Genomic DNA, 17308 nt, shown 5'->3' with positions numbered 1-17308 from the left:
CAAGTAGAACCACTATGCTCTCACACTCAGGGTCTGTCACCTCTGGAGGAAGTCACATGTCGATGATTCGTCCCGCCACAACGGCGGATCTTGATCGCTTGTCTGTGTTGTTCGACAGCTATCGCGTGTTCTACGACCAGCCAAGTGATCCCGCTGCCGCTCGTGACTTCCTGACCACGCGGCTGGCCTTGGCGGACTCGCGCATTCTGGTGTGGGAGGCCGACGGGGGGCTCACGGGCTTTGTCCAACTGTATCCCACCCTGTCATCGGTTCGGTTAGGTCCACGCTGGACGCTTGCCGATCTCTTCGTGGCCCCGCAAGGGCGTGGCAAGGGGGTGGGAAGGTCGTTGATGAAGGCAGCCGTCAGGTTGGCCGAGGAACACGGTGTTGGCCAATTGACCCTGCTGACGCAGACCCACAACCACACTGCCCAGCGGCTTTATGAAGCGCTCGGCTGGCAACGCAACGATGCCTTCTTTGGCTACACCCTGACCTTGGCCCCCTCGTCCGGCGCTTGATGGCATAGCTAGCGACCCTCGGGCAGCGACCCTCAGGCAGCTACCCTCGGGCAGCAAAGAGAGAAAGGAGTGAACTATGCCGATGGACGGTAGCAGGGAAGGTAAAAGTGCCTTCGGTCAACCAGTGGGTGCCGAGGTGAAGGGCTGGAATGGGCCTTGTCCAATCCCCTCTGGCGAGGCGTTGCAAGGTCAGCAATGCCGGGTCGAGCGACTCGATGGCCAGCGTCACGCGCGCTCGCTGTGGGAGGCCTGGAAAGGCAACGATCCGAGCGATCCAGACGATGGTGTCGGGCGCTGGACCTACCTGGGCGGGCGTCCCTTCCATGACGCAGCTGGCTGCTACCGCTGGGCAGAGCAACGGGCCAAGCAGTCGGACCCCGTGTTTGTGGCCATCGTCGACCATCACACAGGCCAGGCGCTGGGTACCGCGTCCTGGCTCAATCTGGAACCTGAGCATGGCACCATCGAGCTGGGACACATCAGCTTCTCGCGCGCTCTGTCGCGCACGCGCATGGCCAGTGAAGCCCTGATACTGATGGCCGCTCATGCCTTTGCGCTGGGGTATCGCCGCCTTGAATGGAAGTGCGATGCGTTGAACGCGCCCTCGCGGCGTGCCGCCGAGCGGCTTGGCTTCACCTTTGAAGGCATCTTTCGCCAGCACCGGATAGTGGCAGGCCGCAATCGCGACACCGCCTGGTTTTCTCTGCTGGATCACGAATGGCGCCTGCTGGAGCCGCTCTATCGTGAGTGGCTGGCAGCTGACAACTTTGATCAGCACGGGCGGCAGAAGCGGTCACTGTCCGCCATGACAAAGGCGGTTGTCGAGCGTGGTGCGTAGATCTGACGCGCCACCATTCACTCCACACCTGACGCCTCTATACCCCTACCAAGGACACACGAACTATGTACCAACCCAAGCACTTTACCATGACGGAGCATGCCGCCATGGTGGCAGTGATGCAGCGCCATCCCTTCGCAACACTGGTGACCCATGGCGACGATGGTATGCATATCAACCACCTGCCGCTGCTGTACACGGAGACGTCGGGAGGTACTGTACTGCGAGGGCACATCGCACGTGGCAATCGTCTGTGGCAACGCCGGTTGGCGCACGCGGTGGCGGTGTTTCAGGGCCCGGATGCCTATATCTCCCCGAGCTGGTATCCCGATAAGCAGGTTCATGGACGTGTGGTGCCTACCTGGAACTATCAGGTGGTGCACGCGCAAGGCCAGCTGAGCTTTCCCGAAGATGGTGATTGGTTCGCCTCACACCTGCGTGACCTGGTGGATCGTTTTGAACAGCCCAGGGACGACCCGTGGAGCATCGACGATGCGCCACATGACTACCTGCAAAAAATGCAGCGAGGCATCGTAGGGGTAGAGTTGGTGGTGGAGTCATTGAGCGGCAAGCACAAGGCCAGCCAGAACAAGAGCGACGAAGAGCGGGCGGGGATTCGCGCGGGGCTTGAGGCACAAGGCCGAAGTGGGGGGACGGCCGTGCTGCTGAGTGGATTGTCTTAGGGCTTGTCTGAAAAGTGCCTGCGCTCGGTAATACGGCGTTAAAAATCGGATCAAAATGCTCATTTACACCCTGTAAACTGCGCTTTCTCACCGATTTTTTCCTTGTCTAACCTTCGCTCGTCGACTTTTCGTACAAACCCTAGCGATCGGCAAGCAAACACGATGTCGGTGCGAACCGTTGTCTACCCGTCGTTGGAAAGATGCTCTCCGAGCATGCCCGAATCATGCGTTATGATCGTTCTCTTGAACACAATAACCATAAGAGGACGCCACGTGAGCTATCGCATCGCAACCATTGCCGGTGATGGCATTGGCCCAGAGGTCACTGAGGCTACGGTAAGGGTGCTGGACGCCCTGCTGGGGCCGGATGTACTGACGTTTGAGTGGTTGGATGGTGGTGCAGGTCACTATCAAAAGACCGGAGAGGTGTTACCTGCAGAGACGCTGGCGGCATGCCGAGACAGCCATGCCATTCTGCACGGGGCTGCGGGGCTTCCTGGGGTGACCTATGACGATGGCACCGAAGTGGGCAACGACCTTCACTTGAAGCTGCGCTTTGGCCTTGACCTGTATGCCAACGTGCGGCCCATTCGGCTGCTGCCTGGGGTGGAGTCGCCGCTGAGGCATCACCAGCCCGGCACCATCGACTACGTGATCGTGCGTGAGAACACTGAAGGGCTGTATGCCAGCCGCGGAGCGGGGGTGGTGCTCAGAGACGAGATGGCCAGCGATAGTCTGGTGATCACTCGCAAGGGGACCGAACGGGTAGCGCGCTTCGCCTGTGAGTTGTCGCGCCGACGTCAAGGTGCCCCTCGCGATGGAAAGCACCGCGTGACCGTCTGCGACAAGGCCAATATCTTGAGAAGCTACGCCTTCTTTCGACGGGTCTGTGACCAGGTCAGCGTCGACTTCGATGACATTGAGCGGGACTACGCTTACGTGGACGCCATGACGGTCCACCTGGTCAAACGTCCCGACTTCTATGATGTCATCGTCGCAGAGAACCTTTTCGGCGATATCATTTCCGATCTTGGTGCTGCCACCGTGGGCGGTATGGGCGTATCGCCATCGGCGGAACTTGGTGACCGACATGGCCTGTTCCAGGGAGCCCACGGCAGCGCACCGGATATTGCCGGGCAGGATGCCGCCAACCCGATCGCGACACTGCTGTCCGGGGCCATGATGCTCGAATGGTTGGCCTCGGGCCACCATGATGAGCGACTGTCGCTGGCGGCGGAGCGTTTTCGCCTGGCGATTGATAAGGTGCTGGAAGCTGGCCTGCACCGCCCCCGCGAGTTTGGCGGACAGGCGGGATGTCGAGTCTTCACCGAAGCGGTGCTGGATCAGTTGGGGCGCACATAGGGCTTGATACAGGGGCTTGGTGATATTGGGGCTTGATGATTTGGAGGCTCGGTATAGCGTTCGGCTGAATCAACGGCGAAACCGCCAGACCAATGGTCTGGCGGTTTTCTTTGTCGGTAGCTCTCGTCACTCCCGAGACGAGCGGCTGTTCTAAGGCACTGGGCTCGGCACTGGGCTCGGCGCTGGGTGCGAGTAAGATCCTTTTCAACGAGCGGCTGATGAGGGGAAAGGTCAGGGCAGCTATGTGTTGTTCTTGCTGTTCCCATCAATGTTAGTGATGTGTGTGCATATTGACTTGGTCATACCTAATAAAGATAAACCGATATAACAGATTCTATTGAAGCAGTTAATGTCTTTTGTGGTGTGAGAAAATTCATCATTCAGTAGATGATGTTTCATACATTTCTGCGTTTTTTTGGACTTTTTGCGCTGTTTCTTGTGTGGTTGTTGTGGCTCTTGTTTGCGTTTATATTGGCTTTTTTGCGTGGGATGTCCGTGCGATATTTATGCACTTTTAGCCTGGCCTGTGCTTTGTCGTACCTTTTTTTGTCAGTGATTGACTCTGGATGTCGTTCAGGGTGTTTTTGTGGGTGGTGTTGGGTTATCTATGGCGGAATAAGTCCGTTAATTGAGTGCCCAAGATCATGTCTGCTTCATTGCTCTCAGATGCATCAAGAGAATCCGCTATCCATCCTCTACATCCTGTCCAGGAAGGCGTCTATGTCTCCCAGATGATCGAGCCGAAGAGTTCGAAGTTTCGACTGGGGTGGTACGATGAAGTTCGCTTGGGTTCTCAGAGCGAAGTGGAACGCCTGGCTGACGCCTGGACGCTGTTGGTCAAGCAGCACGATTGCCTGCGGCTGGTGCTGGAGATCGCTCCTGACGGGAGCGTAGGCCAGCAGGTGCTGCCGTTTGGTGAACTGAAGACATCACTGGAATGCCTGGACTTTTCTCAGGCAGAAGATCCCCGGTCAGCCGCCAGGGAATGGATGAAACAGCAGATTGGTGGGGCGCCAGACTTTACGGATAGATCCACAGGTCCTGTGTCTTTAAGCTTGCTAGGGTTGGGTGATAATTCCTACTTTCTGTGCTTGATGACTCACCACGTTTTTGTCGATGGTGTTGGCCTGGCGGTGCTGCGAGAATCATTGAGAAAGGCGTATCAATGTCTTCTCGATGACGCCAGTGTCGAGTGGTTGAAGGCGTCTCCCGCCTATCTGCCACAAGTCTATTCGGCTCGCGAGTATTTGAGCTCTTCCAGGTATCGCAAGGACGAGGCGTATTGGCGTGACTTTCTGTCATCCCACGAGGTGACGCGTCTGAATGCCTGGTACCGAAGCTCTACCAAGCAGCAAGGAAAGTGGCTGAACCGAGATCTACCTGAAGCGGTGAACCGCTCGATCAAAGAATATTGTGAAAGCACGGGTGCCAGCCCCCTGAGCGTCTTGATAGCTGCCTGTGGCTGTCATTTTGCGACACAGACGGCGGGAGATAGCCTGGTCTTTGGTCTGGCTCTCCATGGGCGTCGCGGCAAGAGTGCAGAGCAGACCATCGGGATGCAGGCGAATGCGGCCTTGGTGCACTGTCCAGTCACAGAGATGCGAGAGGCGTCGTTCTCCGACCTGGTGGCGAGAGCGGGGCGAAACACCCTCAAGGCATTCAGACACGGCTGCTATCCGGCCGCCGAAGTGCGGCGAATGCAGCAGGACAGCACTCAGGATCACTGCGACATCGTCATGATGTACAACAATTTTGACGATCAGGTGGCGTCCTATACAGAAGAGCTCAATCCCACGGATGTGATCCTTCCACTGCAGATCAAGCTGCTGGACTACGGTAGTGGCAGGAGCCTGCAGATTCGTTTGATCTATTCCGATCACTACTTCAGTGAGTCGGATGCCGAGCAGATGATGAGTGCCATGATCGATCTCATGGCGCGAGGCGTGCGGGCAGCGGACCGTACGGTCGCCAGTCTGTGTCTTCCCAGTGCAGATGATCTCGCCGCAATGCGTCAGTGGAACTCGGCTACGGCTCCCTTGCCCGTGGGCACGACCCTGACCGATATGTTCGAGGCCCAGGTACGTCAGACGCCACAGGCGCCAGCGTTGACCGACGGCCAGGTGACCCTGAGCTTTGCGGAACTCGATGTGCTCTCCAACCGTGTGGCGCATGGACTGCGGCTCCAGAGTGAGCAGCAGCGCGGAAGCGCGCTGGCGCCAGATTCCTTGGTAGGACTCTATCTGGATCGCACCGTGGATCTCGTGGTCGCGATACTCGGTGCGCTGAAGGCAGGCGCCGGTTATCTCCCACTGTCGCCAGAGCACCCTGGCGAGCGCCTGGGTTTTATCGCGGCAGATGCCGCTCCTGCGTTCATCTTGTGTCATGCGCAATATCAGGAGCGACTGCGCGATGGCCTGAGCGGCGTGACCGATAGCCCCATCGTGTTGACGATGACACCGGACGCCGCCTGGTTAGGTGAAGAGACACGCCCCCCTAAGGTGGCCAGCGATCACCATCTCGCCTATGTCATCTACACCTCGGGTACCACTGGGCAGCCTAAAGGTGTAATGGTGGAGCACCGCCATGCAGTGCATCTTGTACTTGCGCAGCAGGCACCTCTCAATGGCCTTTCCTGCGCTTCCAGCCTGCTATATGCCGATACCATTTTTGATGCCAGCGTGTCCGAGTTGTTCGTCGGCATGCTGATGGGGGCGAAGAGTGTGATCTGCTCCCAGGCCGCACGACACGATCCTGCATTGCTGGATCACTTGGCCGAGCAGCAGGCGATAGAACTGGCCACCTTGCCGCCAGTACTGCTTGGCCAGCTCGATCCTAAGCGTTGGTCGTCGTTGAAGGCACTGGTGGTCGCGGGGGAGGCGCCGACCGCCAAGTTGATGGATCGTTTCTTTATAGAGGGGCGGCGCCTGTTCAATGGGTACGGACCCACCGAAGGCACCGTGTGTGCCACCGAGCACCAGTACCATCCCGGTGATCCGGCGGCACTGATTGGCAAGCCATTGGTCAATGTTCAGGCGCATGTACTGGACAAGCACATGGCTGAGGTGCCGATAGGCGCCATTGGTGAGCTCTACATAGGTGGGGCTGGTGTTGCCCGGGGGTATCTTGGTCGGGACGAGCTGACCCGGGAGCGCTTCGTCGACAACCCCTTTGCCACGGATGAACAGCGCGCCCTCGGGCATACGCGACTTTACCGCACCGGAGACCTGGTGCGCTGGTTGCCTAGTGGTCACCTGCTATACCTCGGACGTAACGATACCCAGGTCAAGGTGCGGGGTTACCGCATTGAGCTCGGCGAGATCGAAGCCGCCTTGGTGGCCCAGCCTGACGTACACCAGGCGGCCGTTATTGCCTGGGGGGAGTCGCCGCATTACGCGCTGGCGGCTTATGTTGTGATGGTAGACGGCCAGAGCCTCGAGCTGGCGAGCCTGAGGCAGCGTCTGGCCGAGCGACTTCCTCCCTACATGCTGCCGACAAGCATCCAGGGAATCGACGCGATTCCGTTGACCATCAACGGCAAGGTGGACAAGGGCGCGTTGCCGGCCCCGAGCCAGACGGCGATAGGCCAGGATCAGTACGTGGCCCCTCGCACCGCGTTGGAGCAATCGCTGTGTGAACACTGGGCCAGTGCACTTGGCCTGGAGCGGGTGGGTATCGAGGATGACTTTTTCCAGATTGGCGGTGATTCCATCATTGCCATTCAGCTGGTGGGGCGTCTGCGTCAGGCGGGCATTCGCCTGCAGGGTCGCGATCTCTTCGAAGCCTCTCGCATCGCGTCACTCGCAGCACTGCTGCAGCAACGCATCAGCGTCGATGAAGCGGAACAGGGAACGCTGTCCGGAGCCTTCGCCTTGGCGTCGACCCAACGTCACTGGCTTTCGAGCGGTGCCGGCAGGTGTCAGGGAGACAGTGCAACTCAGGTGGAGCCGGACGCGCAGCAGCTAACCGTGTTGCCACAGGACCATGACACAGCGGCGGTGGCGGAGGCGTCTTCGGGCGCCTACCAGGCTGGCGCCGCCACCAGTATGCTGACCGACGCTTTCAAGCTGGCACGTGACTCGGGGCAGCTCGTGTTGGTAGAAACGCCAGAGGGCGTCGGTGAACAGGAGATCAAGGTCGCCCTGGGGCGGCTTGCAGATCAGCACGACATGCTGCGTAGTCGCCCCTTGCTGGTTGACGGTGAATGGCAACAGCACTATATCGCCGACGCCCCTTTGCCTGCGCTAGCGACCCTCGAGGGGTGTGACCATGACGTGACGACCCAGGCGCTGGCCTTGGCCCGCCAATGGATGGCTTGTGACGTGGCGGTGGACCCCTTGTGGCAGTCCGCGCTGACGGCAAGAGCGGGAAAGCCTGGGGCGCTGATGCTGTTCGTTCATCCCTTGCTGGCAGATCGTACATCCCTGCAGATTCTGCGGCGGGATCTGCAAAGGCTGCTGGCGGGCGAGCCCCTACCCGCCAAGACCAGCAGTTTTCGCCAGTGGGTGGAGTCGTCAGGAAGCGCCTCTACGCTTGATGGCCAGACGTTACCTGCTGCGTTGGACGGTGAAAGGCATGCTGTTGAGGCAGACGCGCTTGTCGCGGGGGCAAGCCAGGAGTGGCAGCGTGTCACTCGGTCACTGTCGACGGAAGACACCCTGGTGCTGCTGAAGGAAGCGCCTGCCGGCTTTCATAGCCGCGTGGACGAACTGTTGATCAGTGCACTGAGCCAGGCCCTCGCTGACACTCTTGAGCAGCCGGAGATCATGCTGCTGCTGGAGGGAGACTATCGCCATGCTAGCCATCATGGTGGGCGTCATGGCGGCAGCGCCTCGCTCGACCTTGACGCGACGGTCGGGCAATTTACCTTCCCCTACATGCTTTCCGTGTCGGCGACGGGGGAGCTGGATACCTTGGTCATGGGGGTCAAGGAGGCGGTGCGAGCACACCTGAACTGCGCGCTCGCCCCGATGGTACAGGGCGGCTCGTCAGCCCCCTTATTGCGACCTTCGCCAGCCCCTTTGCCAGACACTTCGTCACTCTCTGCATTACAGGGCGGAGCACAGTCCCTGGCCAGCTTTTGCTTCCTGGGTGACGTGGCGGAGGACACTCAGCACCTGCTCGACGCCGAGTTGAGCGGCACGGTGGATCCAGGTCCTGCTGGCGAGTCGATGGCGAGGGTACAAGTGCAGGTCGTCAGTCGGGTGGTCGGGGGTGAGCTACAGGTGGACCTGGTGACCTGCCTAGGGGCTGAGACCGCCTGCACGCTGGCCGAGTCCTTTCTGACGAGACTGGCTGAAGTCGTGCAATTGGCGTTGGAAGCCTCCCGTGGTAGCGGCAGGCACACGCCATCTGATTTTGCTATTCAAGGCATCTCGATGGAGAGGTGGCTGCGCCTGACAGATCGCCGCGATGTGGAGGCGGTCTACGTTGCGACGAGCTTGCAGAAGGGCATGATCTCCCATGCGCTGAACTATCCCGAAGATGATGCGTATCGTGTTCAGGTGCTGGTGGACTACACGGCGGGTGTCAACCTCGATCAGTATCGGCGAGCCTGGGAGCTGTTGGTGGCTCAGTACGAGAGCCTCAGGATTGGCTTCGATTGGGACGGCGACGAGATTCTGCAGTTGGCAGAACGTCAGATTGTCTTGTCTGATCGCCATTTCAGGGTTCGAGACCTTTCGTCCGTTCGCCCGGAAGATCATGAACACATCGTCGAGGAGGCCCGCCAGGCTGATCGCGACGAAGGTTTTGACCTGTCGTTGCCTGGACTTTTCCGGGTTACCGTGTTCAGTCGAGGAGAAAGCAACGCCACGGTGCTGATTACCGTTCACCACGCCATCAGCGATGGGTGGTCGACCTCGCTACTGTGGCAGAGCCTACATGGCTTCTACGATGCTCTGGCTCAAGGACGCTGCCCCACGGTGTGTCGCGACCGTGCCTATGGTGCGGCTCAGCGTCATTATCTCAATCATCGCAGACGTTCCGCGGCCTGGTGGCAACAAAAACGGAATACCTGGCAGGGCCCCACAACGCTCGACGGATTGCTCGCGGGCCGCGGATGGCGTGAGGCGCGGGTGGTTCAGCAGCCGCTATCGTCGGCCTTGACCGTGGATGAGGACCTTTATCGTCGCATGCAGGCCCTGTGTCACGCCTCCGGTCTGACCTTCAATACGCTGGTTCAGATGGCCTGGCACAAGCTGCTGCAAGGGTTCAGTGGCGCCACCCAGACGATTACCGGGATGACGCTGTCGGGCCGCGATCTGCCCGTAGAAGGGATCGAGAACAGTATCGGTCTCTACATCAATACCTTGCCCCTCGTCATCGACTGGGATGCCAAGGCGACGGTGCGCGATGTGCTCAACGCCGTGCAGCGTGCAACCGTCGATATGAACACCTACACCGAAGTGTCTCTGGCGGAGCTGCAGGAGGGTGGGCAGCGGCTGTTCCATAGCCTGGTGGTATTCGAGAACTATCCAGCCCCGGCAGAGGGCGGCGCCCTGGAGCAGACGCGCTCAGTGCGGGCAATTCAGGAAAAACTGGACTACCCGCTCGCCCTTGTCGCCAGAGAGATGGGCGGGAAACTGATTTTCCGCCTGGACTCGGACAGCCGCTGGTTGAGTGATGCCGATGCGATGGCGTTGCTGCAGCGGCTAGTGAGGGTCATTGGGCAAGTCGTGGAGGCCCCGGATGCGCACCATGTAGACCTGTCGCTTCTGCTGAAGGGCGAGCGGGAGTTGATCCAGCACTGGAACGCAACCAGCGCTCCCCGTCGTTCTGGTGCCACCCTGCATGGACTGTTCGAGGCCCAGGTGGCGCGCACTCCGGAGGCCACGGCGCTGGTGGATGAGCACACCTCGCTGACCTATCGAGAGCTGGACGCACGGGCCAATCAGGTCGCTCACGGGCTGCGCCACGAGTACGCCAGCGCCCATGCCGGGCAGCCGATGGCACCCGATACTCGGGTAGGCCTGTACCTGGACCGTCGTGTCGACATGATCGTGGCGATCCTCGGCATTCTCAAGGCAGGAGGCGCCTACGTCCCCCTGTCGCCCGAGCATCCGCGGGACCGGTCCGTGTTCATGGCCGACGACGCCAAGCTGGGAGTGCTGCTTTGCCAGCAGGAGTATCAGGCCCGCTGGAGCGAATGCATGGAGGAAGTGGCATCGAAGCCTGTATTGCTGACGATGGCGGCCGATGCCTACTGGCTGGGGGCGTCTGAGCCCGTGGCACCGATGGCCCAGGAAGATCACCTGGCTTATGTGATCTACACCTCGGGCACGACGGGGACCCCCAAGGGCGTGATGATCGAGCATCGTCACGCCGTCCACCTGGTCGCGGCCCAGCAAGAGCGCTTTGGCGTACTGGATTGCACTACCAGCCTGCTCTATGCGGACATTATCTTCGATGCCAGCGTGTTCGAGCTGTTCGTCAGTCTGGCGTCGGGACTTCGCTGCGTGCTGTGTTCGCAGGAGGCCAGACGAGATGTGGCCTTGTTGAATGACCTGGCCGAGACCCACCAGATCGAGCTGACCATTCTGCCGCCGGTCATGCTCGGGCAGTTGGATCCGGTCTGTTGGCGATCCTTGAAGACGCTGGTGGTGGGAGGGGAGGCACCGGTCAGGGACTTTCTCGACCGCTTCCATCGCGAGGACCTGAGGCTTTTCAACGCCTACGGACCTACCGAGGGCACCGTCTGTGCTACGGCTCACCGCTATCAGCCTGGGGATCCATCGGCCAAGATCGGCAAGCCACTGACCAACGTGCAGGTGCATGTGCTTGATGAGCAGATGGCGCCGGTGCCCGTCGGTGCCGTTGGAGAGCTGTATATCGGCGGTGCTGGGGTGGGCCGCGGATATCTGCATCGCGATGCGTTGACCCGGGAGCGCTTCGTGGCGGATCCCTTCGCAGGGGCAAGCACTCACGGTGAGCAAGGGGCACGTCTGTATCGCACGGGCGATATGGTGAGGTGGCTGCAGGATGGCAGCCTGATCTATCTCGGACGTAACGATGACCAGGTGAAGATACGCGGGTACCGCATCGAGCTGGGTGAGGTCGAGACCGCATTGACGTCGCAGCCGGAGATCAGCCAGGCGGTGGTCGTGGCCCACGGTCAGCCAGGGCAGCAGAGTCTGGCGGCCTATGTGATCCTGGCGCCAGAGCGAACCATCAGCATGGCGGAGCTGCGCCATCGGCTGGCGGAGCGGCTGCCGTCCTACATGATGCCGGCAAGCTGCACCTGCATCGACGCGATTCCCCTGACGATCAATGGCAAGCTGGATCGTCAGGCGCTTCCCGAACCCGAGGAAGAGGATCGCCAGCAGTCCTATGTGGCGCCTCGCACCACCCTGGAAGCAACACTCTGCGAGCATTGGGCGCGGGTGCTGGGACGTGAAAGGGTCGGCATCGAGGACGACTTCTTCCAGATTGGTGGCGACTCCATCATCAGTATTCAGCTGGTCGCCAGACTGAGGCAGGCGGGGATTGCCTTGCAGGGTCGGGACATCTTTGACGCGCCTCGCATCTCGTCGCTGGCGGCCCGCCTGGCCCAGCGTCAGGATGGGGCCGACATCGATGCCGAGCAGGGCCGGCTTGCCGGCACGTTCTCGCTGTTGCCGATTCAATCGTGGTTTTTCGAGCAGGAGTTTGCCCAGCCGGGGCATTGGAATCAGGCCTTCATGGTGGCCATACCCGAGCGAGTGACCGTGCCCGAGCTGCAAGAGGCCCTGGTGGCACTGAGCCACCAGCACGACATGCTCTGTTGCCGATTCGTGCGTGAGAAATCGGGGTATCGGCAGTGCTATGCACCGGACATGATGCCCGCCCCGGTGATCACCCTGTCGGTGACGGAGGGTGATGATGAGTGGCTCCAGCAGGAATTGACGCGGCATCAGAGCCAGTTTGATATCGAGCGTGGACCGCTGTGGCAGGTGATCCACCTCAGCGGCTATGACGATGGCCGCTCGCGCCTCTGTTTTGCCCTGCATCATCTGGTGGTGGACGCAGTGTCCTGGCGGATTCTGGCACGGGATCTGGTGCAGTTGCTGGAAGGCGGCAGCCTGCCGTCCAAGACCACCAGCTATCGTCAGTGGGTGGCGGCGGTCCATCGCTACGCCCAGGAGCACACCGAGCAGGCCAGTTACTGGCGGCATGTCGTGGCCGCGGATGGCGGGGAGCAGTGGCTCGAGGAAAGGTGCCAGCAGCAGGCATTGCAAGCACCTGCCTCGGCGACGCTGGAATTTTCTCGAGAGGACACCGATGCACTGCTGCATCAGGCCCCTGCCGGCTATCACACCCAGATCAATGACCTGCTGGTGAGTGCCGTGTCCCTGGCGCTGGCAGATGTGCTGAAGCAGTCAGACGTGACCCTGCTGCTGGAAGGCCATGGTCGTCAGCCCCTGGACGATCGAATCGACCTGTCGTCTACCCTGGGCTGGTTCACGGTCCAGTACCCGGTGCGGGTCAATACCGAGGGTGACACTGAAGAGGTGATCATCAGGACCAAGGAAGGGCTTCGTGGCATTCCCGACGGCGGTCTTGGCTTCGGTGCGCTGAAGCAGGCCGGGTGGTTGCCGGAAGCCTCGATGCCGCGGATCAGCTTCAACTATCTTGGCCAGTTTTCCGCGCCGCAGCAGGCGACCTATGGACTGGTGGTGGAGCCCTGCGGACGGGCCATGTCGCCGGACAATCGCGATCGTTTTGTCATCAACATCAACGGCGCCGTGCTCGACGATCAACTGTTCTTCGACGTCACCACCCAGCTGGGAGAAAGCGTTTCCATCGAGGTAAGGGATCGTCTGCAGGAGCGACTTCAAGAGGTGGCCGCCACGGCCATGGGTGCGGCGCGCTCTGGTGGCGTGCGCACACCTTCGGACTTCGATGTCACAGGGTTGACCCTGTCTCGTCTGAGTTCTCTGGAGCAGCGCTACGATGTCGAGGCGCTGTATGCCGCCAACAGTCTGCAGGTGGGGATGATCTTCCATGCCTTGAATCATCCCGAGGACGATGCCTACCGCGTGCAGCTGCTGGTGGACTATTCAGAGGGCCTGCGCATCGACCACTATCGCCGCGCATGGGAGCTGTTGGTGGAGCACTATCCGAGCCTGCGTATCGGCTTTGACTGGGAGGAGGGCGATATCCTGCAGGTGGTGGCGAGATCACTGACCCTGGATGAACACTGCTTCCGTCTTCGGGATATCAGCGACGTACCGCTCGAGGAGCATGATCGAACCATTGAGGAGATTCAGGCGCAGGATCGTTTGGAGAGTTTCGACCTGTCGCGCCCGGGACTGTTCCGCGTCACGCTGATTCAGCGCGGCACTCACGGAGTGACCGTGCTGGTCAACACCCATCATGCGGTGACCGACGGATGGTCGACCGCCCTGTTGTGGCAAAGCCTGCATGGCTACTTCGATGCCATCGAGCGGGGGGAGCATCCTCGTCCGGGGCGCGATGATGCCTACGCCGAGGCTCAGCGCTATCAGCTGCGACAGGCAGATGCTACCCGCTCCTATTGGGCCGCCAAGAAGGTGACCTGGGAAGGTGAGACCAGTCTGGAGGGGCTGCTCGAGGGTCGCGAGTGGCGTGATACTCGGGTCATACGGAGCCCGGTAGCGGCAGGTCTGGTGCTGGAGGAGCGGGTGCAGGACGGCATGCAGTCTCTGTGTCACGAGCTGGGTGTCACCCTGAACACCATCGTGCAGACGGCTTGGCACAAGCTCTTGCAGGTCTACAGCGGAGCCTCCCAGACCATCACCGGCATGACGCTTTCCGGGCGCGATATCGCGGTGCAGGGGATCGAGCAGAGCGCGGGTCTGTTCATCAATACGCTGCCGCTGGTCATCGACTGGCCTGCCGATGGCAGAGTACGTGATGTGCTCGCCACTGTTCAGGCTACCACCCTGGAGATGAACACCCACTGTGGAATTCCCTTGGCCGAGCTGCAGCCTGGGGCGCAGCGGCTGTTTCACAGCCTGGTGGTGTTCGAGAATTACCCGGTGGCCAAGGCGGATGGTGAAAGCGGAGACGCCAAGCGTCATGTGCGCGGCGCCCAGGAAAAGGTCAACTACCCGCTGTCGCTGATCGTCTTCATGGACCAGGGGCGGCTGTCGTTCAAGCTGGAGTCTGACGCCAGCTGGTTGAATGAAGACAACGCTCAGCGTTTGCTCGAGCGGCTGACCCATGTGGTGGGGCAGATGGTGCATATCGCGGCGACGGGCGGTCGCCACTCGGAGATCGAGCTGTTGCTTAAGGAGGAGAAAGAGCAACTGCTGGACCAGTGGAACAGCACTCATCAGCCGCTGACCTCCGCCATGACCCTGCATGGTCTGTTTGAGGACCAGGTGGCAAGGACCCCAGACGCCATTGCCCTTGTCGATGACGCGGTCCAGCTAAGCTATGCGCAGCTGAACAGCAGAGCCAATCGCGTCGCGCATGGTCTGCGTAAGCAGCACGCCGAGCTGTTCCAGCGACCGATCACCGCGGATACGTTGATTGGCCTCTACCTGGATCGCGATGTCGACCTGGTGGTGGCCATCCTCGGGATTCTCAAGGCGGGGGCCGCCTACGTACCGATGTCGCCGGAGCATCCGAACGAGCGTTCCCGTTTTATCGTGGAGGATGCTGGCCTCGGCTTGGTGCTGTGTCATGAGCAGTACCGTTCAAGGCTACAGGAATGGTGGTCCGACATGGCGCAGATGCCCGGGCTGGTGACGCTGACCGATGACGCCGCTTGGCTGGGCTCGGAAGACGACGCGACAGGGGGCGCAACGCCGGACAGTCTGGCGTATGTCATCTACACCTCAGGCACCACGGGGGTGCCGAAAGGGGCGATGATCGAGCACCGTCATGCGGTCAATCTGGTGGCGGCCCAGCGGCAGCGGTTTGGGGTGGAAGAGTGTGCCACCAGCCTGCTGTTCGCCGACGTCATCTTTGACGCCAGCGTGTTTGAGCTGTTTGTCAGCCTTGCCTGTGGTCTTCGCTGTGTCGTGTGTTCTCACGAGGTCAGGCGAGATGTGCTCGAGCTTGACCGAGTGGCCAAAGAGCAGAAAATCGAACTGGCCATCCTGCCCCCGGTCATGCTGGGGCAGCTTGACCCGAGTCACTGGCGCTCGCTCAAGACGCTGGTGGTGGGTGGAGAGGCGCCTGTCACCGAGCTGCTTGACGGCTTCTATCGGGACGATCTGCGTCTCTACAATGCCTATGGTCCCACCGAAGCCGCGGTCTGTGCGACGGCCCATCGCTATCACCCTGGAGACGCCGCCCAGCAGATCGGTACGCCGCTGTTGAACACCCAGGTGTACGTTCTTGATCAAGGCATGCGGCCTGTCCCGGTGGGCGCCACAGGAGAACTCTACATTGGTGGAGCCGGCGTAGGACGGGGCTATCTGAACCGTGACAGCCTGACCCAGGAGCGCTTCCTCGAAAACCCGCTGGCGCCGGAGCCGGATGCACGTTGTTCCGGTAGCCATCGTCTCTACCGCACGGGTGACCTGGTCCGCTGGCTACCGGATGGTGGCCTGCTCTACCTGGGGCGTAATGATGCTCAGGTGAAAATCAGGGGCAATCGTATTGAACTGGGTGAGATCGAAGCGGCATTGACGGCTCAGCCGGAGGTACGCCAGGCGGTAGTGGTGGCTTATGGCGACGCCGGTCAGCAAAGTCTTGCCGCCTATGTGGTGTCCGCGGAGGAACAGCAGATCGAGGTCGCCACCTTGAAGCAGCGTCTGTCGGAGCGGCTGCCGTCCTATATGGTGCCAGCCAGCTGCCAGTTCATTGACGCGATTCCGTTGACCATCAACGGCAAGCTCAACCGCAAGGCGCTTCCTGCACCGACCCTGGAGGGCTCCGCCCAAGCCTACGTGGCGCCCAGGACGTCACTCGAGGCTCAGCTGTGCCAGCAGTGGCAAGAGGTGCTGGGCCATGAGCGGGTCGGCGTCGAGGATGACTTCTTCCTGCTGGGAGGAGACTCGATCAAGCTGATCAAGTTGACTTCCCTGATGCGGGCCCAGGCAGGGCACACGGTGTCCGTATCGGCGTTCTATCGCTACACCACGGTGTCCCAGCTGGCCGAGTTCATCGCCAGCGGGGAAGGCGAGGAGCTCAGCATGCTGATGCGCTTCCTCGGCGGCGGCAGGGAGAGCGGCAGTAAGCTGTTCATGGTTCATGCAGGCTACGGCAACAGTGATGTTTACAGGACGTTGGTCGACGCCATGGGCGAGCACTACGCCTGTTACGGCATCGACAACTACAACCACACCGTGGTCCAACCGGAAGCCTCTTTGATCAATATTGCGGCGCTCTACCTCAAGGTCATGGAGGAGCATCTGGCGGTGGATGAGGAGGTGCGCCTGCTGGGTTGGTCACTGGGCGGCAATATCGCCACCGAGATGGCCTGGCAGCTGGAGCAGCGAGGCTTCACCAAGGTTCGTCTGTACCTGCTGGACACCTACTTCAACATGGGGGATGCGGACTTTCTTGGCAATGCCAAGGACGTGCGCGATGACTTCGAGAAGGAGTTGGTCAACAAGGGTATCCCGCCGGATGAATTTCTGTTGAACCGCTGGGAGGAGCTGTACGAGGTCAACCGTGACATGCTGCGCTCCGCCCATGAGCGAGCGCTGACGAGCACTCAGGTCGTGCTGTTCAAGGCGCTGGAAGAGGTGGCGCCCGTTGAGGGCAGACCTGGTGGTGTCCCCGATGATCTGGTGCTGAGCTCGGTCTTTGACAACAACGTTGCCGAGTTCTCACGTTCGGTACCCGCCCTCATTCCATGCCCGGGAGTGACCCATATGGGAATGCTGGATGCCGTTGACTGGATCGCCGAGGTGCTGGTCAACGACCTGACCGACCCCTTGAAGACGTAAGCGTATCGGCGAAGGTGATGCAGTATGTGAAATGTGACTGCCTGA

At 60.6% G+C, this 17308-nt stretch carries 5 protein-coding genes; all 5 read left to right on the top strand.

Annotated features, from left to right (window positions below; translation table 11 throughout):
- Nucleotides 1-56: 56 nt before the first annotated feature.
- The 5 genes from JF545_RS19015 (at nucleotide 57) to JF545_RS18995 (ending at nucleotide 17263) form a co-directional block, all read left to right on the top strand.
- Complete coding sequence (locus JF545_RS19015) at nucleotides 57-518, top strand: GNAT family N-acetyltransferase (protein ID WP_206944679.1); 462 nt, start codon at nucleotides 57-59, stop codon at nucleotides 516-518.
- Between the two features lie 76 nt (nucleotides 519-594).
- Nucleotides 595-1356: a GNAT family N-acetyltransferase gene (locus JF545_RS19010; protein ID WP_224907521.1), complete on the top strand. Its 762-nt coding sequence runs from the start codon at nucleotides 595-597 to the stop codon at nucleotides 1354-1356.
- Between the two features lie 65 nt (nucleotides 1357-1421).
- Nucleotides 1422-2039, top strand: coding sequence for an FMN-binding negative transcriptional regulator (locus JF545_RS19005; RefSeq protein ID WP_206944677.1), 618 nt, complete (start codon nucleotides 1422-1424; stop codon nucleotides 2037-2039).
- A 273-nt stretch (nucleotides 2040-2312) separates the two neighbouring features.
- Nucleotides 2313-3401, top strand: coding sequence for an isocitrate/isopropylmalate family dehydrogenase (locus tag JF545_RS19000; protein ID WP_206944675.1), 1089 nt, complete (start codon nucleotides 2313-2315; stop codon nucleotides 3399-3401).
- Between the two features lie 644 nt (nucleotides 3402-4045).
- Entirely contained in the window at nucleotides 4046-17263 is a 13218-nt protein-coding gene (locus JF545_RS18995; RefSeq protein ID WP_206944673.1) for a non-ribosomal peptide synthetase, read from the top strand.
- The last annotated feature ends 45 nt before the right edge of the window (nucleotides 17264-17308 follow it).

The sequence above is a fragment of the Halomonas litopenaei genome (assembly GCF_017303055.1).
In the GTDB taxonomy this organism is placed as follows: Bacteria; Pseudomonadota; Gammaproteobacteria; order Pseudomonadales; family Halomonadaceae; genus Halomonas; species Halomonas litopenaei_A.
The sequence above is the reverse complement of the archived record's forward strand: the minus strand, read 5'-3'. Positions and strand labels throughout refer to the sequence as shown.